The sequence below is a fragment of the Bacillus sp. LB7 genome (genome assembly GCF_030449715.1).
Taxonomy (GTDB): domain Bacteria; phylum Bacillota; class Bacilli; order Bacillales; family Bacillaceae; genus Bacillus; species Bacillus paralicheniformis.
Window position 1 is genome coordinate 148,254 of record NZ_JASGCA010000010.1, and the last position, 17,599, is coordinate 165,852.

General features: G+C 45.4%; 18 protein-coding genes. 6 read left to right on the forward strand and 12 right to left on the reverse strand.

Translation table 11 applies throughout. From position 1 onward, the window contains the following. Nucleotides 1-47: 47 nt before the first annotated feature. The 7 genes from QMZ64_RS14515 to QMZ64_RS14545 form a co-directional block, all read right to left on the reverse strand. Nucleotides 48-1,151 (reverse strand): biofilm exopolysaccharide biosynthesis protein EpsG, encoded by a 1,104-nt coding sequence (locus QMZ64_RS14515; RefSeq protein WP_243942045.1) that lies wholly within the window; start codon nucleotides 1,149-1,151, stop codon nucleotides 48-50. 4 nt (nucleotides 1,152-1,155) lie between these two features. Next, a complete protein-coding gene (locus QMZ64_RS14520) occupies nucleotides 1,156-2,316 on the reverse strand; it encodes a glycosyltransferase family 1 protein (RefSeq protein ID WP_265625615.1) in 1,161 nt (386 codons plus the stop codon). Further along, entirely contained in the window at nucleotides 2,309-3,151 is an 843-nt protein-coding gene (gene epsE, locus QMZ64_RS14525; protein ID WP_265625614.1) for a glycosyltransferase EpsE, read from the reverse strand. The genes QMZ64_RS14520 and epsE overlap by 8 nt, the downstream gene beginning before the upstream one ends. Beyond that, nucleotides 3,148-4,296, reverse strand: coding sequence for a glycosyltransferase family 4 protein (locus tag QMZ64_RS14530; protein ID WP_301441395.1), 1,149 nt, complete (start codon nucleotides 4,294-4,296; stop codon nucleotides 3,148-3,150). The genes epsE and QMZ64_RS14530 overlap by 4 nt, the downstream gene beginning before the upstream one ends. 10 nt (nucleotides 4,297-4,306) lie before the next feature. Then, the gene (locus QMZ64_RS14535; RefSeq protein WP_165428163.1) at nucleotides 4,307-6,124 is read right to left on the reverse strand and encodes a polysaccharide biosynthesis protein; all 1,818 of its coding nucleotides are present in this window, start codon (nucleotides 6,122-6,124) and stop codon (nucleotides 4,307-4,309) included. Between the two features lie 260 nt (nucleotides 6,125-6,384). Further along, on the reverse strand, nucleotides 6,385-7,077 hold the full coding sequence (locus tag QMZ64_RS14540) for a CpsD/CapB family tyrosine-protein kinase (RefSeq protein WP_301441396.1): 693 nt from the start codon (nucleotides 7,075-7,077) through the stop codon (nucleotides 6,385-6,387). Continuing rightward, on the reverse strand, nucleotides 7,067-7,819 hold the full coding sequence (locus QMZ64_RS14545; protein WP_165428165.1) for a YveK family protein: 753 nt from the start codon (nucleotides 7,817-7,819) through the stop codon (nucleotides 7,067-7,069). Before QMZ64_RS14545 ends, QMZ64_RS14540 begins: the two co-directional genes overlap by 11 nt. A 236-nt stretch (nucleotides 7,820-8,055) precedes the next feature. Between QMZ64_RS14545 and slrR the strand changes: the two genes are divergently transcribed. Together slrR and QMZ64_RS14555 are read left to right on the forward strand one after the other, a co-directional pair. Further along, on the forward strand, nucleotides 8,056-8,514 hold the full coding sequence (gene slrR, locus QMZ64_RS14550; RefSeq protein ID WP_265625611.1) for an HTH-type transcriptional regulator SlrR: 459 nt from the start codon (nucleotides 8,056-8,058) through the stop codon (nucleotides 8,512-8,514). A 413-nt stretch (nucleotides 8,515-8,927) separates the two neighbouring features. Then, the gene (locus QMZ64_RS14555; RefSeq protein WP_265625610.1) at nucleotides 8,928-9,452 is read left to right on the forward strand and encodes an NAD(P)H-dependent oxidoreductase; all 525 of its coding nucleotides are present in this window, start codon (nucleotides 8,928-8,930) and stop codon (nucleotides 9,450-9,452) included. Nucleotides 9,453-9,503: 51 nt separating this feature from the next. Here the strand turns inward: QMZ64_RS14555 and QMZ64_RS14560 are convergent, their stop codons facing one another. Continuing rightward, the gene (locus QMZ64_RS14560) at nucleotides 9,504-9,836 is read right to left on the reverse strand and encodes a winged helix-turn-helix transcriptional regulator (RefSeq protein WP_243942032.1); all 333 of its coding nucleotides are present in this window, start codon (nucleotides 9,834-9,836) and stop codon (nucleotides 9,504-9,506) included. A 172-nt stretch (nucleotides 9,837-10,008) separates the two neighbouring features. Between QMZ64_RS14560 and QMZ64_RS14565 the strand changes: the two genes are divergently transcribed. The 3 genes from QMZ64_RS14565 (at nucleotide 10,009) to QMZ64_RS14575 (ending at nucleotide 14,525) form a co-directional block, all read left to right on the forward strand. Then, complete coding sequence (locus QMZ64_RS14565) at nucleotides 10,009-11,103, forward strand: NADH-dependent flavin oxidoreductase (protein WP_265625609.1); 1,095 nt, start codon at nucleotides 10,009-10,011, stop codon at nucleotides 11,101-11,103. A 349-nt stretch (nucleotides 11,104-11,452) separates the two neighbouring features. Beyond that, nucleotides 11,453-12,898, forward strand: a complete 1,446-nt coding sequence (locus QMZ64_RS14570) for a glycoside hydrolase family 68 protein (protein ID WP_265625608.1) — start codon at nucleotides 11,453-11,455, stop codon at nucleotides 12,896-12,898. A 79-nt stretch (nucleotides 12,899-12,977) separates the two neighbouring features. Then, the gene (locus QMZ64_RS14575; RefSeq protein ID WP_301441397.1) at nucleotides 12,978-14,525 is read left to right on the forward strand and encodes a glycoside hydrolase family 32 protein; all 1,548 of its coding nucleotides are present in this window, start codon (nucleotides 12,978-12,980) and stop codon (nucleotides 14,523-14,525) included. Between the two features lie 73 nt (nucleotides 14,526-14,598). Here the strand turns inward: QMZ64_RS14575 and QMZ64_RS14580 are convergent, their stop codons facing one another. Together QMZ64_RS14580 and QMZ64_RS14585 are read right to left on the reverse strand one after the other, a co-directional pair. Then, nucleotides 14,599-14,751 carry a hypothetical protein gene (locus tag QMZ64_RS14580; protein WP_243942026.1) on the reverse strand — a complete coding sequence of 51 codons (153 nt, stop codon included), beginning with the start codon at nucleotides 14,749-14,751 and terminating at the stop codon, nucleotides 14,599-14,601. 502 nt (nucleotides 14,752-15,253) lie between these two features. After that, nucleotides 15,254-15,472 (reverse strand): LexA family protein, encoded by a 219-nt coding sequence (locus QMZ64_RS14585; protein ID WP_268365256.1) that lies wholly within the window; start codon nucleotides 15,470-15,472, stop codon nucleotides 15,254-15,256. A 226-nt stretch (nucleotides 15,473-15,698) separates the two neighbouring features. Here QMZ64_RS14585 and QMZ64_RS14590 point away from each other — a divergent pair, with 226 nt between their 5' ends. After that, nucleotides 15,699-16,268 carry a hypothetical protein gene (locus tag QMZ64_RS14590; RefSeq protein WP_046129176.1) on the forward strand — a complete coding sequence of 190 codons (570 nt, stop codon included), beginning with the start codon at nucleotides 15,699-15,701 and terminating at the stop codon, nucleotides 16,266-16,268. A gap of 245 nt (nucleotides 16,269-16,513) precedes the next feature. Here QMZ64_RS14590 and QMZ64_RS14595 read toward each other — a convergent pair whose 3' ends face one another. After that, the gene (locus QMZ64_RS14595) at nucleotides 16,514-17,356 is read right to left on the reverse strand and encodes a peptidoglycan recognition protein family protein (RefSeq protein WP_043054125.1); all 843 of its coding nucleotides are present in this window, start codon (nucleotides 17,354-17,356) and stop codon (nucleotides 16,514-16,516) included. Between the two features lie 51 nt (nucleotides 17,357-17,407). Further along, nucleotides 17,408-17,599, reverse strand: a 192-nt coding sequence (locus tag QMZ64_RS14600; RefSeq protein WP_301441398.1) for a phage holin, incomplete at its 5' end; no start/stop codon positions are given.

Here is a 17,599-nt window from a genome sequence, read left to right on the forward strand (position 1 = left end):
GACTCCTTTGTCGAAATTTTCACAAGACCTAAACGGCCTATTCCGCTTCAACGTTCAAAAATCGTTCTGTACGGCAATACCGACGAGTCGAACGGCATGAGCATAAAACTGTATAAGAAGTAACAGATCAAAATCAAAACATACAGAAGCGCGTTCGATTTCGGTTCGAAAATCCGTACAAAATAAGGAACGAGAATCAGCTGATAGAGCCCGAAATAAATGTTGAACCTCGCAAAAATGACATCCTTTGTCGCCAAAATTCCGAACAGGAAGCCGATCAGACAAAGGTTGACGATATAATCGACTTCGGGCCAGCGCTTTCTGAGCTGCTCCCTGAAGCAGAATGCAAGTACGAGCGGGAGAAGAAGAACGACGATTTTAATGGCGTTCATGCCGTTCGTATTTTTCATCAGCCATTCTTCGTAATGTCCGTATTGACTGTTTTCAAGCACGACAAGGAATACGGACAGAAATTTTTGATACAGAAAAGTCCCCGCCAAAAATAAAAGCATGAGGCACCAGAGGACAGGCGACCATGCTTTTCTTCTGACGATGAAATAGACCGGAATCATGATCAAAGCCGAAGAATGAAAAAGCGAACAGATCAGCACGACGATCATATAGCGCACCAGCTTCCCATCGATCAGATACCGCACCGCCCAAAACAGAATGGCCGCCGCCATGTATTGGCGAATACCGTTAAACGAAGCATAGTAGTGAAACATGCCAATAAAGAGAAACATGCTCAACTCAAACGGCCTTCCATACACATAAAGCGTCTTGACGATATAGATATAGGTAATCGCGGCAACGACGGCAAACATGAGCGCCGGATCAGCTGAAATCTGGTTTAATATCCATAAGAGTGCGGTAAATCCGGGATCTGTCGACGACTTGTCTGTTCCGAAACCGAAGATCTCCCAAATGCTGTTGTATTTTCCGGCTAATTCGTAAAGCAGCATATAAGTGTGATAATCCGTTCCGACCTTGTATCTTAAGCCGGCAACGATAATTAAAGACGCGAGCGGAACGACGGTGAGGAGCGCATTCGGACGGTAGCCCGTCGGCAGCCTGTGATCTTCCCTGCCGTACATTTTCGCAAACCATGACCAGATGAAAACAATCCCCATATTCAACATATAAACAGCCATACACTCACTGTCCTTCTGTCGCGGAGATTGAATAGATGTCCATCAGTCTCGCCAAATTTGCTTTTGCATCATAGCCTCTCTCTGCCAGGCTTCTCTCAATCTCCGGCCATGCGGGCTTTTTCGCCTGAGCAGCACGGCTGATATCCTCAGCCCACCGTTCAAAACCGGCATTTAAGCTGAGACGTTTCAGCAGGCCGAGTCCCAAATCGGTTTCCTCCGTAATGTGATCTGACACAATACAAGGAAGCCCTGATGCCTGCGCTTCGACGAGAACGAGGGGGAGCCCTTCAAACAAAGACGGCATGGCAAATACATCAAACGTCTGCATGAGAGCCGGGATATCTTCGACGACGCCGAGAAACAGAATGTTGTCTTTTACACCGAGAGCGGCGGCTTTTTCTTCGATCTGTCTGCGCAGCGGACCGTCACCTGCGAACACCGCTTGAAAAGGCGTGCCCGATTTCTTGAAATGAGCGGCAAGCCCGAGCAGAAATGCGTGGTTTTTCTGTTCAAAAAAACGGCCGACATGTCCGATCACCAATGCGTCTTCCTTGATGCCGAAGCTCTTTTTTTCATCCGTCTTTGAAATGCCGTACGCTTCTTTGAACCTGTCAAGTTCAATCCCGTTTTGCAAAAGATGGACCGCGTTTTTGCCCATCTTTTTTCCGCCGAATAAAAAACGCCCGGCATCTTTGCCGCAAGCGCACAGAGCCGTAGCACTGGAGAAAATCAAACGGCGGAATGCAAGGAGCTGCCATGTATCCCAAAACCGGGGGTTAGACTTCCAGGCCGTGTTGTGAGAATGACAGACCCTGACCGGAACGCCGGCGAGCCTGGCCGCCAATGCGGCAAACCCCGTCTGAAAATCCGTATGGGCGTGTACGGCGGCATACGGCCCTTTCTCAACCAAAATCCTTCTGATGTTTTTGATGTAGGCGAGAGGCCCCGAGCGACCGATGCTCGGTACATAAAACACCCGGCCGCCGCGCGTGATGATCTCCGGATCATAATCGCACGTTTCTTCCCGATGGGAAATAAAATCAAATTGAATATGCCGCCTGTCTGTATGGCGGTATATATTCATAATCATCGTCTCCGCTCCGCCGCGGTTCATTCCGCTTACGATGTGAAGCACCCGTTCTGGTCTCACGCTTCCGTCATTCATGTTTTACGACCCCTCCGCCTTCATTCATCAATCTTCTTTTATGATATTTGTTCATGATAAAAGGAGGCATGAGCCCCCTGATGATAGGTTTCATCATATAAATGTAGTCTGAGAGCGGCAGCTTCAGCCGTCTGCAGGCGGCAAAGACGATAAACGCATTGTCAATCGAGTAGCTGAACTTTCTCCTTTTAAACGCCGATTCGTCTTCCCTTACTTTGTATAAAGCTTCCTGAAGGTTATAGCCTGTGTAGCCCGCTTCAAAAAAACGGAGCCACAAATCGATGTCTTCCATCCTTCTTGTTCTCCGGCCGACCCGATAGCCGTCCAGCGCCTCGTACACTTCCGCTCTCATCATGATCGTCGCATGGCAAAACGGCGTTCCTTTCGCCATGATTCTCGGCCCGGGAGAGGGAGGAAGCATTCTGACGCCTCTGATCCCGTTTTCGTCAAAGGCCATCATTCCGCTGCCGACGACATGATAATGAAATTGTGATTCAAGAAACGCGACTTGTTTTTCAAAACGCCTTGGCAAAGAGATGTCATCTCCGTCCTGGCGCGCGATATATTTCCCGCCGGCGTACCGGAGACAGTGGTTTAGCGAAGCTGCCAGCCGCTGATTCTTCTCGTTTTTGATCAGCTTGATCCGATCTGCGTAATGATCAGCATACCGCCTGGCAACAGCATATGTCCCATCTGTCGATGCATCGTCGCATATAATCAGTTCCCAATTTTTATAGGTTTGATTTAAAATCGACTCGATGCTCTCTGCGATCGTGTCTTCACAATTGTAGACTCCCATAATGACAGAAACTTTCGGCTTTTGACCCCCTGTCATCCTTTCAGCCTCCTTTCAACTGTTTCATGATCCATAAAGGAAGAGTAAATGTCCGCCATTTCTTTGACGGTGCGCTGCTGGGAAAAAGCGGCGGCCGTTCGTCTCCCCGCGTCCCCCATCTTTTTTCGCAAAGAAGGCAGGCGATACAGCTGCAAAATCCGGTCGCTGAACGTTCCGGCGTCCCCCTGCGGAATCAAAAATCCGTTCACGCCCTCTTGAATGACTTCCCGGTGTCCGCGGTTGTCCGCTGCAACGGCGGGTTTACCTGCCGCCATTCCTTCCAGGAGGTTCATGCCGAGCCCTTCCCTGATGCTTGAAGCGACAGACACATCGGCAAGCTGAATCCATTCGTGGATGTTTTTTTGAAAACCGGCAAATGTGACGGTCGAAGAAACGCCTTTTTGTTCAGCGAGACTTCGGTATTTTTCTTCCATCTGCCCTTTTCCTGCAAACACGAGCTTTAAGTTCGGGGCTCTGTCTTTTAAAGCAGCCGCCGTTTCGATGAGAAGCGCCTGGTTTTTATTCGCGTTCAGTTCCGCGGGATATATGAGAATAAAGTCGTCTTCTTTGAAACCGTATGTTTTCCTGAGCAGCATTTTCTCTGTTTCGCTGACAGGGTGAAAGCGCTCCGTATCGACGCCGATGCCGTGGATTTTTTCTGCTCGCAGCGCCTTGTGCAAGCCTTTTGCAAGGACGAAATCTTCTTCATTGATCGTAATTAGGCAATCGGTCAAAGCGGACAGCCCTTTTTCAATCGGATAGTACAGCAGCCAATTCTTTAATGGTGCACCTTGGCAAAAGTGAAAACCGTGAGCGGTATAGATCACTTTCGTTCCCTCTTTTCTCTGTTTCCAGGCCGCAAGCCTTGCCAGCACGCCTCCCATCGGCGTGTGGCAATGAATGATGTTGTACCGGTTTTCGTCAATGATGCGCGCCAGCTCCCGATAGGCAGCGATATTGCTCGCATTCAGAGGAGAACGCCTGATGTCGATATCAAATTTTTTGTCTGTATAAGGCAGTGTCATATCTCCTTTTGCGGCGATATGAACGTTCCATCCCTGCTCTTTAAACCATTTTAAATATGGGAGGTGGAAGGCCTTGAAATGGTAATCCACAGTAGCGCAAAACAAAACCGTTCTTGTCATGTTCTTCCCCCTAGTGCGCTGTCACCAGCTTTTTCTCGTGCTGGCCGATCGCTTGGAATAAGCGTTCTCTCAGCTCGCGGTCTGACAAATACATAAATTCCTCCATGAATGTCTTCAGCACCGTCAACTCGACGTCGACCGCCTTGCCGATATGAATCTTCGGAAAAACCTGCTCTGCCAGCACTTCATTTTGATTCAGCAGCTCTTCGTACATTTTTTCTCCCGGGCGGATGCCTGTAAATTCGATTTTGATCTGGTCTGTCGTATAGCCTGAGAGCTGGATGAGATTTTTGGCGAGATCAACGATTTTGACCGGTTCGCCCATATCGAGCACGAAAATCTGTCTTCCTTTGGCAAGCGCCCCCGCTTGAATAACCAGCCTTGAAGCTTCCGGAATCGTCATGAAGTACCTCGTCATGTCCTGGTGTGTGACAGTGACCGGACCGCCTTTAGCGATTTGTTTTTTGAAAATCGGAATGACGCTTCCCCTGCTGCCGAGAACATTTCCGAAGCGGACAGCGACAAATTTGGTTTTGCTCGTTTTGCCGAGATTCATGATCAGCATTTCCGCGAACCGCTTCGTGGCCCCCATGATATTGGCGGGGTTGACCGCTTTGTCTGACGAGATCAGGACAAAAGTTTCCACTCCGGTTTCGTCGGCGGCTTCAGCGACGTTTTTCGTACCGAGGATATTGTTTTTGACAGCTTCTTTCGGGCATTTTTCCATGAGCGGCACATGCTTGTGTGCAGCTGCATGATAAATGACATTCGGTTTGTAGCGTTCCATCAGCAAAAACATTTTCTCTCTGTCCTGTATGTCGGCGATTTCCGGATAATAGGCGACATGCTTTCCGAACTTCTCCTGCAGTTCCAGCAGAATCGAATGAATGCTGTTTTCTCCGTGCCCGACTAAAACAATCGATTTCGGTTTAAATTTGCTGATTTGCCGGCAGATTTCCGAGCCGATTGAACCTCCGGCCCCCGTCACAAGAACGACGCGATCCTTGACCGTATTGGAGATTTCGCTTGTATCAAGCTGGACAGGCTCCCTTCCGAGCAAATCTTCCGCTTTGACATCGCGAAGCTGGCCGACAGGATGTCTGCCGAGCAAAATTTCGTCTATTTTCGGCATGATTTGCGTTTTGACCCCCGTTTGCGCACACGCCTTGTACATGTCCTGCATCTGAGTGACGCTTAAAGATGGAATGGCGATGATGATCCGGTCGATATTCCACTGCCGGACCGCCTGCATGATCTGCTCTTTTCCGCCTAAAACGGGCAAACCCATGATTTCAAGCCGGTATTTCGTTTTGTCATCATCGATAAATGCGACGGGCTTAATGTTCAATTCCGGCTTTTGCACAAGCTGTTTTGCGATCAAACTGCCGGCAGAGCCCGCTCCGATAATAAGCGCTCTTAAAGATCCTTTGCTTTCTTTGTTCACCTGTTCCCTGATGATGCGCCACATCATCCGCGACCCGCCGATCAAGATCAGCTGGAACAGCCAGCTTAAACATAAAAGGCGAACCGGAACGTTTTGAAAGAAAAACAGTTCGAGGACCGCCGTCACTAGATGGGACAAGGTAATCGATTTAAGCAGCACATATAATTCACCGATGCTTGCGTACTCCCACACTTTTTTGTAAAGGTGGAAACAATGGGCGAATAAATGCTGAGCGCCAAGCAGTATCAGTGAAGTCATCAGCAGCATTTCCGAAGGGTATAAATCATATGATGGCGAAATCAGCTGATATCCGATAAAGATGGACAGCAAAACCAAGTACGAATCGAGTGCGGTAATAATGGAAAGCCTTCTCCGATATGTCAATTTCCTACCTCCTAATGTATCTTTCTAGCTGATAGGATCTTTCAGGCCAAAATCCCATGAGCTAAAAAGATACGGGCGATTTTCAAATTTAAACCGAGCACGTACATCAAATAAAAATGGGCATTTAACCCGTCCTCACGCCCCGCCATCGACGACTTGCGTCTAAGGCAGACGGGTAGTCTGCCCACGGTAGAGCCGAGTGCCTCCATCGGTAAAGGCAAGGAGACATCACCTAAAGCGGTTGCAGCCGCTTCATAAGATTACATAGTTGCGTAATTATACTGACGCGCTTTCTTCACTTTCCGCCCGTTCAACACGGCGCCGAGCAGTTCGCTTTTTGAAGAATTCAGCGCGTCCCGCGACTTGATCGCGTTATCAAGCTTTGTTTTTCCGCTGAGGATGACAAGGATGCTTCCATCCACTTGGTTCGCCAATATTTGCGCGTCTGCGACCGGCAAAAGCGGCGGCGAATCAAAGATGACTAAATCATACTGGTTGTACGCTTCTGCAAGCAGATCCTCCATCGCCTGCGACGACAACAGCTCGGACGGATTCGGAGGTATCGGACCGCTTGTCAGCACATGGAGATTTTCCGCCTGGCTTTGCTGCACGACATTTTCCAGCGTCGTTTTTTTCATCAATACATTTGTGACGCCAGAATGGTTATCGAGCTCAAAAATTTTGTGAATCGTCGGCTTTCTTAAATCCGCGTCGATCAGAAGGACCTTTTTTTCCTGTTGCGAAAATACGACCGCCAAGTTTGAAGCCGAGAATGATTTGCCCTCTCCCGGCAGACCCGATGTGATGAGCAATGACTTAAACGGCTTCTCAAAGGATGAGAACTCAATGTTCGTCCTGATCGTCCGATATTGTTCGACGATTGGCGCGTTCGGCTGATGCAATGCGACAAGCGCCGATTGATATTTGCGAGAGCGTTTTTTTCTAATAGCCAAGCGGCTCACTCCTTCCTGCTTTCACACGGATATTCATATCGGGGTCTCCGCGGAACAGACTTTTTGTATGCTTCATTTGCTCAATACTTCCCAAATAAATAAATCCCGCTTCCTTTTCGACTTGCGACGGCCTTGCAACCGTATCATCGATAAAATCCAAAAAGAACGCCAAAGCGATTCCGGTCATTAATGCGGCGCCGAATGCCAGCAAAATATTCATTTTGTAATTCGGTCTGACAGGAGTCGGCGAATCGACGATGTCGGCTTTTGAAAGGACGGTTATCCGATCGGTGTTCATAATTTGCTTAATCTCTTTTTTGAGCACCGCTGTTAGCGTGTTCGCTATATCGGCTGCCCGTTTCTGATTTTCATCTTGAACTGAAATGTTAATAATCTCTGATTCGCTTTCACTGCTCGTTGCGATTTTTTCACCCAACCGGCCGGCAGAGTAAGGTAAATCAAGCTCTCTCTTGACTTGCTCCAAAATCACCGGGTTCTTTAGAAGTGCTTGGAATGTCCGCGTGTATTGCAGGTTGATTTGAATATCGCTGTACGTGGCACTCCCTTTTTTCTCTCCTACTTGATGCACCAAAATCTGCGTCGATGCCTGATAGACAGGTGTCAGCACATAGAACTGAATGATTCCGGTCGTCAATGTTACACCTATTGTCAAAACGAGAATAAGAACCGTTCTTTTTCGCAAGATTGCAATCAGTTCTCTAAAATCAATATTTTCTTTCATGCTTGACTGCCTCCTCAGGAATGCCGTTTGTTAATGATTGGATTATAAAAGAAAAAATTTGAATTGAAAAATGCTGAATTTAGCTATATAGTTCTTTTTAGAGAACAATTCCGTTCGTTTTCTTTTATTTTCTGTCGATATCTTAAATTTTTGAATTTTATAAAGAACAAATTATTTCTTATAATGAACAGGAAAGCGTTTTTATATGAATGGCAAGGGGAAGAGGAGGAATCAGTATGATCGGAAGAGTCATCCGAATGTACAGAAAAAGAAAAGGCTACTCCATTAACCAGCTTGCTGATGTAGCAGGCGTATCAAAATCATATTTAAGCAAAATTGAACGCGGCGTTCACAGAAATCCGTCAGTCGAATTCCTGAAAAAAATCTCCCGTGCGCTGAAAGTGGAATTAAAGGAATTGTTTGATACCGAAGTGATCCTTTATCGGCGGACCGAGCATGAAGACGAGTGGAGAACCCACCTTGTACAGGCCGTGCAGGCGGGGATGAACCAGGAAGAACTGTTTCAATTCACACACCGCCTCAAGCAGAAAAAGAAAGAACGGACGCTTTATCGAAACAGGGAGCTGACCCAAGCTAATATCGAAGAATGGAGAGCCCTTATGCTGGAGGCCAAAGAAATGGGATTAACCGTCAAAGAAGTAGAAGCGTTTTTGATGAGAACAAAAAACCATTAATTCATCCTGCATTCATATTTGATTTTTAGAAGATAACGGGAGCTTTTGACTTGAACCATTCATCAGGATATAGATCCACATTTCCATTTCAACTTGCCGAAAATTCGGAATAATCGCATTAATAGATATTGCCCGTTCATGATGATCCATGTCTATAGCTCCGTTTTCACCTGTTTGCCTTATTTTTTCATGGCAGTCTTTAAGAGACTTTTTGCTTATGTTTAAATATAAATGAAGAAACTCGGATTTTGACCTTTCGCATCTTCCTCCAAGGCATGCAATTCTGTGTCTTGCGGCTTATATCAAGACCTTTGTCACGGCCCGATTCTTCCTTGAATGGGGACGAAGCGTTTTTGTTGAATCCAGGCCGGCTGTTCGTTAAGATGAATAAAATGGAAGAAGGAGATGGAATCATGAAAGTATTGGTGCTCGCATTTCATCCGAATATGGAGCAGTCAGTTGTGAACAGAGCCTTTGCAGACACATTGAAAGTCGCACCCGGTATTACATTCCGCGACCTTTATCAGGAATATCCTGACGAGGCCATTGATGTGGAAAAAGAACAAAAACTTTGTGAAGAACACGATCGGATCGTCTTCCAGTTTCCGCTTTATTGGTACAGCTCGCCGCCGCTCTTAAAAAAATGGTTGGACCACGTTTTTCTCTACGGCTGGGCATACGGAACAAACGGCACAGCGCTTCACGGCAAAGAATTCATGGTCGCTGTATCGGCGGGCGCTCCCGAAGAAGCCTATCAGGCAGGCGGGTCAAATCACTATACGATCAGCGAACTGTTACGCCCTTTTCAGGCGACAAGCAACTTCATCGGTACTACATACCTTCCTCCGTACGTGTTTTACGGGGCGGGTTCAACCGGCGAAAACGAGCTTGCCGAAAGCGCGAAAACATATAGAAATCATGTTTTGAAATCATTTTAAATCGAAAAAAACCCGACTCTGAAAAGTCGGGTTTCGTTATTTGTTCGGCTATCATGCACGTTCATCCAGCCACTTTTCCCCCCACGCGGCCATCTCTTTAAAAATGCTGTGGAACGCTTCACCTTTTTCTGTTAATTCATATTCAACAGTAACAGGAACCGTCGGGAACACCTTCCGGGAAATCATACCGCTTTCTTCAAGATGTCTTAATGTGTCAGTTAATCCTTTCGTGTTGACGTTTCCCAAGTTCCTTCTGAGCTCGTTGAATCGCCGCTTCCCCTGAATGAGTTCGGCGAGAACTAAAAATGACCATTTACCAGAGAAAATTTTCAATACATCCTGTATTAAAGAAGAGCATTCTTTATGATCGACAGCTGAATTCATAGCAATTCCTCCATTGCCTCATTCGCCAATTTTGACTTGATCCTACCATATGGACACCAAAGCATTCAAGAGAATGATCTTACGGTTTATTTTTATAAAGCATATATAAAAAAATTGCGTTCTTGTGGAGCCTCACGGTGGTTGCTATGGTTATATCAAAAGGAGGAAAAACATGAAAAAACAATACGATTCTTTATTCACACCCTTTACTTTTAAAAACGGCATCCAATTGAAAAATAGAATCATCATGCCGCCAATGGGGCATTCATCCTCTATGCCGGGAGGATTCATTTCTGACGACGAACTCGTCTATTATGCCGCGCGGGCGACAGATGTCGGGATGGTCATCACATCTGCGACAACCGTACAGCCCGGAACCGGATTTCCCGGCATTCCCGGAGCTGAGAACGATGATCAAATCCCGGGACTAACCCGGCTTGCAGCCACTTTAAAGAAACACGGAGCAAAAGCAATCCTGCAGCTCTTCCATTCCGGAGCCAAAGGTAAAGAACGAACAGTAAGCGCCAGCGCCGTCGCTCCGAATCAACCGAATGCACCGGTGCCGAGGGCACTGGCTGAGCAAGAAATTCAAGACCTTATCCATTCTTTCGGCCAGGCGGCGCGAAGAGCGATAGAAGCCGGGTTTGACGGAGTCGAAATTCACGGCGCAAACGGGTTTCTCATCCATCAGTTCTTCTCTCCTTATTACAACCGGCGCAATGACAGCTGGGGCGGCACTTTAGAGAAACGGATGAGGTTTCCGCTTCAGATTATAGAAGAAATCAGACGCGTAGCGGATAGCTGCCATAAACCATCTTTTATCATCGGCTACAAATTTTCGCCCGAAGAGCCGGAAACGCCCGGAATCACAATGGCTGAAACGTTGCCTTTCGTCAATGTACTGCGGGAACAAGCATTGGACTACCTGCACGTTTCTCTCATTGATTTCCGGTCCTTGCCGCGCCGTGGTGCAGACAAATCCCGCACGCGGATGGAACTGATCAAAGAAGCGGTCGGGGACCGTCTCCCTCTGATCGGAGCCGGGAAAGTACGCACACCGGAAGATGCCGTTCAAGCGCTAAAAACAGGAGCCGATCTCGTCGGAATCGGTCGGGGACTTCTGATGGATCCGGAATGGCTTCAAAAAGTTCAAGCCGGAAAAGAGGACGATATTCAAACAACCCTGTCAAGACATGATCAGCAGAAGCTTGGAATTCCGGATGCGTTTTGGGAAAGTATACCGCTGTATATTGATTTCAACGATTGACGATTTCCTGCTTATACAGACTATAGATTCATATAAAAAAGGTGTCTTTTCGCTTAAAATTGATGTCATTTTCAAAAAAATGTATGAGAAAAGAGGCACTTAGACCAGTTGAGTCCCAGAGATGAGTATATTAGAATGATGGTAATTCAATATTGTCGGGATTGTTACTGTTAAGCAGGCAAGACCTAAAATGTGTGAAGGGCGAAGTCTATCTTTTGCCTATATGACCTTGCACATTTTAGGTCTTTTTTCTGTTCTTCAGGTCAATGCCGCAGTTAGGAGGGATGATTGGAAACGTTCATGTTGTCAGGAACAATCTGTTACATATTGAAAAAGGGAGGAAATATTGATGAACATCAAAAACATCGTTAAAAAAGCGTCAGCCTTAACCGTCGCAGCAGCTCTGCTTGCGGGAGGCGCGCCGCAAACCTTTGCAAAAGAAAAGCAAGATTACAAGAAGAGCTACGGATTTTCTCATATTACAAGACATGACATGCTGAAAATTCCCGAACAGCAAAAGAGTGAACAATTTAAAGTTCCTCAATTCGATCCGAAAACCATCAAAAACATCCCTTCAGCAAAAGGTTATAACAAAAATGGAGAACTGATCGATTTAGACGTATGGGACAGCTGGCCGCTGCAAAATGCCGACGGAACAGTCGCTACATACCACGGCTACAATCTTGTCTTCGCGTTGGCGGGCGACCCGAAAGACGTCGATGACACATCCATCTACTTGTTCTATCAAAAGAAAGGCGAAACTTCCATCGACAGCTGGAAAAACGCCGGCAGAGTGTTTAAAGACAGCGACAAATTCACTCCTGACGATCCGTACATTAAGTATCAAACACAAGAGTGGTCAGGGTCCGCCACGCTGACAAAAGACGGAAAAGTCCGACTGTTCTACACAGCTTTCTCCGGCACGCAATACGGCAAACAAACGCTGACAACGGCGCAGGTCAATTTCACTCAGCCGGATTCGGACACACTGAAAATTGACGGTGTAGAAGATCATAAATCAGTCTTTGACGGCGCTGACGGCTCAGTGTACCAAAACGTTCAGCAATTCATTGACGAAGGAAACTACAGCTCCGGCGACAACCATACGCTGAGAGATCCGCATTATGTGGAAGATCACGGCCGCAAATATCTCGTGTTTGAAGCCAATACGGGAACAAAAACCGGCTATCAAGGAGAAGACTCTCTATTCAACAGAACTTACTATGGAGGCAGCAAGAAATTCTTTAGAGAAGAAAGCAGCAAGCTGCTTCAAGGAGCGAACAAAAAGAACGCTTCATTGGCTAACGGCGCACTCGGCATCATCGAATTAAATAACGATTATACGCTGAAAAAAGTCATGAAGCCTTTGATCGCCTCCAATACGGTGACTGATGAAATCGAACGGGCCAACCTCTTCAAAATGAACGGAAAATGGTATCTGTTCACAGATTCAAGAGGATCAAAAATGACAATTGACGGCATTGGTGCAAAAGACATTTATATGCTCGGCTATGTATCAGATTCACTAACCGGGCCATTCAAGCCTTTAAACAAATCCGGACTTGTTTTGCACATGGACCTTGATTACAATGACATCACATTTACTTATTCACACTTTGCCGTACCGCAGAAAAAAGGCGACAAAGTCGTCATCACGAGCTACATCACAAACAGAGGAATTTCAAACGAGCATCACGCCACATTTGCACCAAGCTTTTTGCTGAAAGTCAAAGGATCAAAAACATCCGTTGTCAAAAACAGCATTCTTGAACAGGGACAATTAACGGTAAACTAATAAAACGAACGAAAGAAAATGCCGGTGAACATCGGCATTTTCTTTCGTGTGTCATCTTAGAATAAAGCGGGGAATTTTCTTGAAGAAGACAGTATATAAGCGGGTTAGCATTTTAACTGTTTGTCTTGGAATCTTCATCATGATATTGGCTTCAGACCGGGAAACAGAAAAAAAGGGAGAATCCCCGGAAACACCGGAATATCGCGCGGCTTTCCATTTGACAACCCCTGACAAATGGAAAAACGACCCTCAAAAGCCCGTCTATTTCAATGGAGAATATCATTACTACTACCTCTATAACCGGGACTATCCGGACGGCAATGGGACAGAGTGGCGCCACGCGGTGTCAGACGATCTCGTCCACTGGCAGGATCAAGGAGTTGCCATTCCGAAATATACGAATAAAAACGGCGATCCTTGGTCCGGTTCTGTCGTTGTCGACTCACAAAACACAGCCGGCTTCGGCAAAGGGGCGATCGTGGCGATTATGACGCAGCCTTCGGCCAATGACGGGAAGGAAGAACAATTTTTATGGTACAGCCAAAATGGCGGAAAAACATTTAAGCCTTACGGTGAAGAGCCGGTCTTGCCTAATCCGGACACCGTCGATTTCAGAGATCCGAAAGTGATCTGGGATGAAGAGGATGATAAATGGGTGATGGCGCTGGCTGAAGGAACGAAAATCGGCTTTTACGAATCACAAAATTTGAAGGAATGGCGTTATACAAGTAGTTTCCAAACAGAAAATATCGGCATCATCGAATGTCCGGATCTATTCAAGATGCGGGCGGATGACGGAACATATAAATGGGTTCTCGGAGCAAGCGCAAACGGGAAAGGTGCCGGCAAGCCGAATACTTATGCATACTGGACAGGTAGCTTCAACGGCAACGAATTTACGGCGGACGAAGCGGAACCCCAGTGGCTTGATTACGGCTTTGACTGGTATGCGGGCGTGACATTTGAGGACGGCGAAACAAACGATCCGTACGGGAAACGCTATGCTTTGGCGTGGATGAATAACTGGGATTATGCAAACCGGACGCCGACATGGAAAGACGGCTTTAATGGAACCGATTCGATCGTCCGGCAAATTCAGCTTAAACAAAAAGGCGGAAATCAATACAGCCTTGCCTCTCATCCAATCGATCAATTGGATAAATTAACCGAATCGACAGATGAGTTTGAGCGCATCGAAGTTAACGGATCAAAAACGCTTCAGATTAAGGCAAATACCTATCAGCTTGAGGCGGATATCTCGTGGGCCGATCTTAAAAACGCGGGATTCAGGCTTAGAGAATCCGCTGATCGAAAACGCCATATCGATGTAGGAATTTCCGCAGAAGGCGGATATTCTTTTGTGAACAGAGGATTTACGGGACAGCCTGACAGCACCCGTACCTATTTGGAAAGCAAAGCACCGTTTGATCCGGAAAAAAAGCGGGTGCATTTCACAATCATCGTAGATCAAAACACTGTCGAAGCGTTTATTGATGACGGCGAAACGACGCACTCAAACCTTGCATTTCCCGACCTGAATGATACAGGTATCACGCTCTTTACCGAAAATGGAACGGCCGTCTTTGAAAATCTAAAGATCAAACATATGCGTTCAATCCACGATTAAACATTAAACAACAACGGGCGGCCAAACAGCCGCCTTTTTTCTGAAAGCGCAAAAAAAGCGAGCCATTACAAGCTCACTCTCCGTTTCGTTTCGGCATAACAGCAGACAACAAGATCCCCGCCCCGAGGCCGATCAAAAGCCCCGGCGCCGGATGGTCGAATAATATCCCAATGCCTAACCCAATCAACAGCCCTGATGGTATAAAATAATTATGTTTTTTGTCCATTTAACCCCGCCCCTTCGTCTAGTTATCACGAGTAACTCCAATTGATATATGCTTCCGGTGAGTCAAATACGACTAAAGTGTTCACAAAAAAACAAGGGCGGCTAATGCCAAACCCTTGTCTTGAAAACGCGCTCGGAGGACGTATAACAATCCTCTATAAACACTATTATACCAAGGTTTTTAATAATTCTTGTGCAAAATTTGTGCAAAAAAATTCCGAGAAATTTTTCTGTATTACAGACAGACGTATATCGAATTTTGTTATAATAAAATCACCAACACAAAAGGGACGAGGAAAAATGAGTATCAACAAAATCAGATCATTTTTATACAAGTCGGCCAAGATTTTGGGGGATGTCAACGCAGTGAAAAACGGAACTATCGGAAAGCGTATAGCTCGCCGCGCTTCCGGTAAAGCAACTGGCAAATTATTTAGAAATTTGTTTAAGTAGTCTATACAATTGTCTATTTAAGGTATCAAAAATAACAATGCCACCAATCGTTAGATGGTGGCTTTTTCTTTATATAATAGATGTAACGTTCTTGGCTTACCTTCTTCCCAATCAACAAGCCCCTTTTTACGCAATCGGTCAAGGTGACCTTTTGTTGTGCTTGAAGATTTTAAACCAACCCTTTCGCCTATTTCCCTAACAGAGGGCGGAAAACCTTTTTCTTTAGTTAATTCGTCTATAGCTTCTAATATTTGTTCGGTTCTTTTCATAGTATCCCCCTTCATTGGTTTGTTTTACCTATGATAATTATACCAAACATGTGTTTCTTTTTCTATAGAAAGGGAACGTATTTTCGTATTAAAATCATTATTGACCAGATTCAAGTTCCCGCTTTTGAAATGTATCTTTTTTACTATTTTTCAATATTCAGAGGCATCACCACTCATTTTATGGTAATCTATACAATACCAAATACATTATAAGGGAGAGAGAAAAGTGGAGACGATAGCTAAAAGAGTCTGTAAACCATTTATCCTATTGCTAACAGCTTTCTTATTAGTAACCTTTGCTGTACCTCAAATTTCACAGGCAAGCGAATTGCCGAATTCCCAGGTTAAAATCTATTCCGATTCTGGTGATTATTCAGAAAAGGAATTAGAGGAAATATTAAAGTTTTACTTCGAAGAAGTTGGGGAACTAACTAATGATGGTTATGTTATTAAAAACAAGGAATTGTTTGATCAAAAAGTGTTGGAGGGTGATCCCGCTGCCTTGAAACTAAAAGAGTTAATGGCGTCAGACTCTTCTTTTCAGAAGTCTAGTTTTCAGGTTGCTAGTGCAACTGCTTTTGGTAAATGTGTTGTAAACAAAATGATTGGTAGTTATGGAAATATAGCGCGTCAATTTTTAAATGGTGCTATCTTTACATATATCAAAACTAAGCAGTATGATTTAGCCGCAAGATTAATGTTCAAAACTTTGATTAAATCTGGGATGAAAGTTAATGCAGCGTCTCTTGCAATAGAGTTGGGATACTATGGATGGAAATGTCGAGGGAAGTGGTAAAAATGTCTCCATTAACAATAGTTGAAGTCATCTTAGCGTTAACCGTTTTAGGTTTATTTGCATGGACATTTAAAAGTAAAAAAAGTGCTGATGACGATGATGTGTATAGATATGCAAGGTATATGATTTATTTACTTGTAGCTGAAGTTGCGATATACGTCATATTCAGTTTCATTTAAAAAAACCCCCATTTGGGGGTTTTTATTGTGCATAAAAGAATTTTGAATATCGCCAAAAAATTTTCTTTACTTTAACAGAGATTCAAGTTTCGCCTTTGTCTTCGGTCCGTAAATACCGTCGGCAGACAGCCCGTACATCAGTTGGAACCGTTTGACCGCGTTTGCCGTTTTCGGCCCGTAATAGCCATCTATGCCGTTATTTTTGGCACCTTTGTCTGGATAATAATATACAGCCGCTAAAGCCTCTTGAATCTGACGGACAGCCGTTCCTTTCATCAGCGGGCTTTTCACTTTATAGATGCCGGACGGCAGCGTGTATTTTTTGCTCGTTTGCTTTTTGCTTGAGGATGATGACTTTTTATCTGGTGTTGTTTTGGAAACCGTCTTCTTTCCAAGCAAGCTATCGACTTTTTTCCGGAAAGCTGTAAGCTGGCTTGAATCGCTCACCCACGGCGCCGGACAGTTTTTGTTTGTCACATCGTAATGGCGGACAATTTTGTTTGTAGAAAGGCCGTAACGCTTGCACAGATCGGCAACCAATTCAGCAGCATTCCGAACTGTATCACTGTGAATCTTGCCGTCTTTTTCGACACACATTTCAACGCCAATCGCTGTTGTATTTGCGTTCGGTTTAAGGAAACTCACATAACAGCGGTTTTTATCATGTGCATGGTACGCAACTTCATTTTCAGGGATGATGTGTTGGGCTTCTTTACGGTCCACAAAATAATGGGCTGACGCGTAACGTTTATCAGCGATACATGTGCCATTGAAATAATTCCGCTCATTCAGTGCGGACGCGCCAGGCGTGGCCGTATAGTGCATGACAATCCCTTTCACTCCTGCCAACTTCAACCCTGGCCGAGTATATTGATTGACTTTCACAAAGTTTTTCACGACTTTAACCATGTGAACTCCTCCTCTTTTGTTTTAAATAAAAAAGGCTGCCAGCCGGCACCCTCATTTTGTTAATCCCTTTTGTTTCAGAACTTCTTTTTGCTGCTTTCCTTTGTCAGTGACATAGTTGTTTTTATACCAGGCGATCACAGATGTGATGATTGTAAACGCCGTGGATCCGGCCAAATACAAAGCATCAGCCAGCGTATTCACCTGGTCCTCGCTGATAGGCAAAGCTGCCTTTCCGAACATGAT

Bases quoted from the DNA above. Each gene is read 5' to 3' on its own strand.
- QMZ64_RS14515 (WP_243942045.1), bottom strand. From the start codon at position 1,151: ATGGCTGTTTATATGTTGAATATGGGGATTGTTTTCATCTGGTCATGG.
- QMZ64_RS14520 (WP_265625615.1), bottom strand. From the start codon at position 2,316: ATGAATGACGGAAGCGTGAGACCAGAACGGGTGCTTCACATCGTAAGC.
- epsE (WP_265625614.1), bottom strand. From the start codon at position 3,151: ATGACAGGGGGTCAAAAGCCGAAAGTTTCTGTCATTATGGGAGTCTAC.
- QMZ64_RS14530 (WP_301441395.1), bottom strand. From the start codon at position 4,296: ATGACAAGAACGGTTTTGTTTTGCGCTACTGTGGATTACCATTTCAAG.
- QMZ64_RS14545 (WP_165428165.1), bottom strand. From the start codon at position 7,819: ATGAAAGAAAATATTGATTTTAGAGAACTGATTGCAATCTTGCGAAAA.
- slrR (WP_265625611.1), top strand. From the start codon at position 8,056: ATGATCGGAAGAGTCATCCGAATGTACAGAAAAAGAAAAGGCTACTCC.
- QMZ64_RS14555 (WP_265625610.1), top strand. From the start codon at position 8,928: ATGAAAGTATTGGTGCTCGCATTTCATCCGAATATGGAGCAGTCAGTT.
- QMZ64_RS14560 (WP_243942032.1), bottom strand. From the start codon at position 9,836: ATGAATTCAGCTGTCGATCATAAAGAATGCTCTTCTTTAATACAGGAT.
- QMZ64_RS14565 (WP_265625609.1), top strand. From the start codon at position 10,009: ATGAAAAAACAATACGATTCTTTATTCACACCCTTTACTTTTAAAAAC.
- QMZ64_RS14570 (WP_265625608.1), top strand. From the start codon at position 11,453: ATGAACATCAAAAACATCGTTAAAAAAGCGTCAGCCTTAACCGTCGCA.
- QMZ64_RS14580 (WP_243942026.1), bottom strand. From the start codon at position 14,751: ATGGACAAAAAACATAATTATTTTATACCATCAGGGCTGTTGATTGGG.
- QMZ64_RS14585 (WP_268365256.1), bottom strand. From the start codon at position 15,472: ATGAAAAGAACCGAACAAATATTAGAAGCTATAGACGAATTAACTAAA.
- QMZ64_RS14595 (WP_043054125.1), bottom strand. From the start codon at position 17,356: ATGGTTAAAGTCGTGAAAAACTTTGTGAAAGTCAATCAATATACTCGG.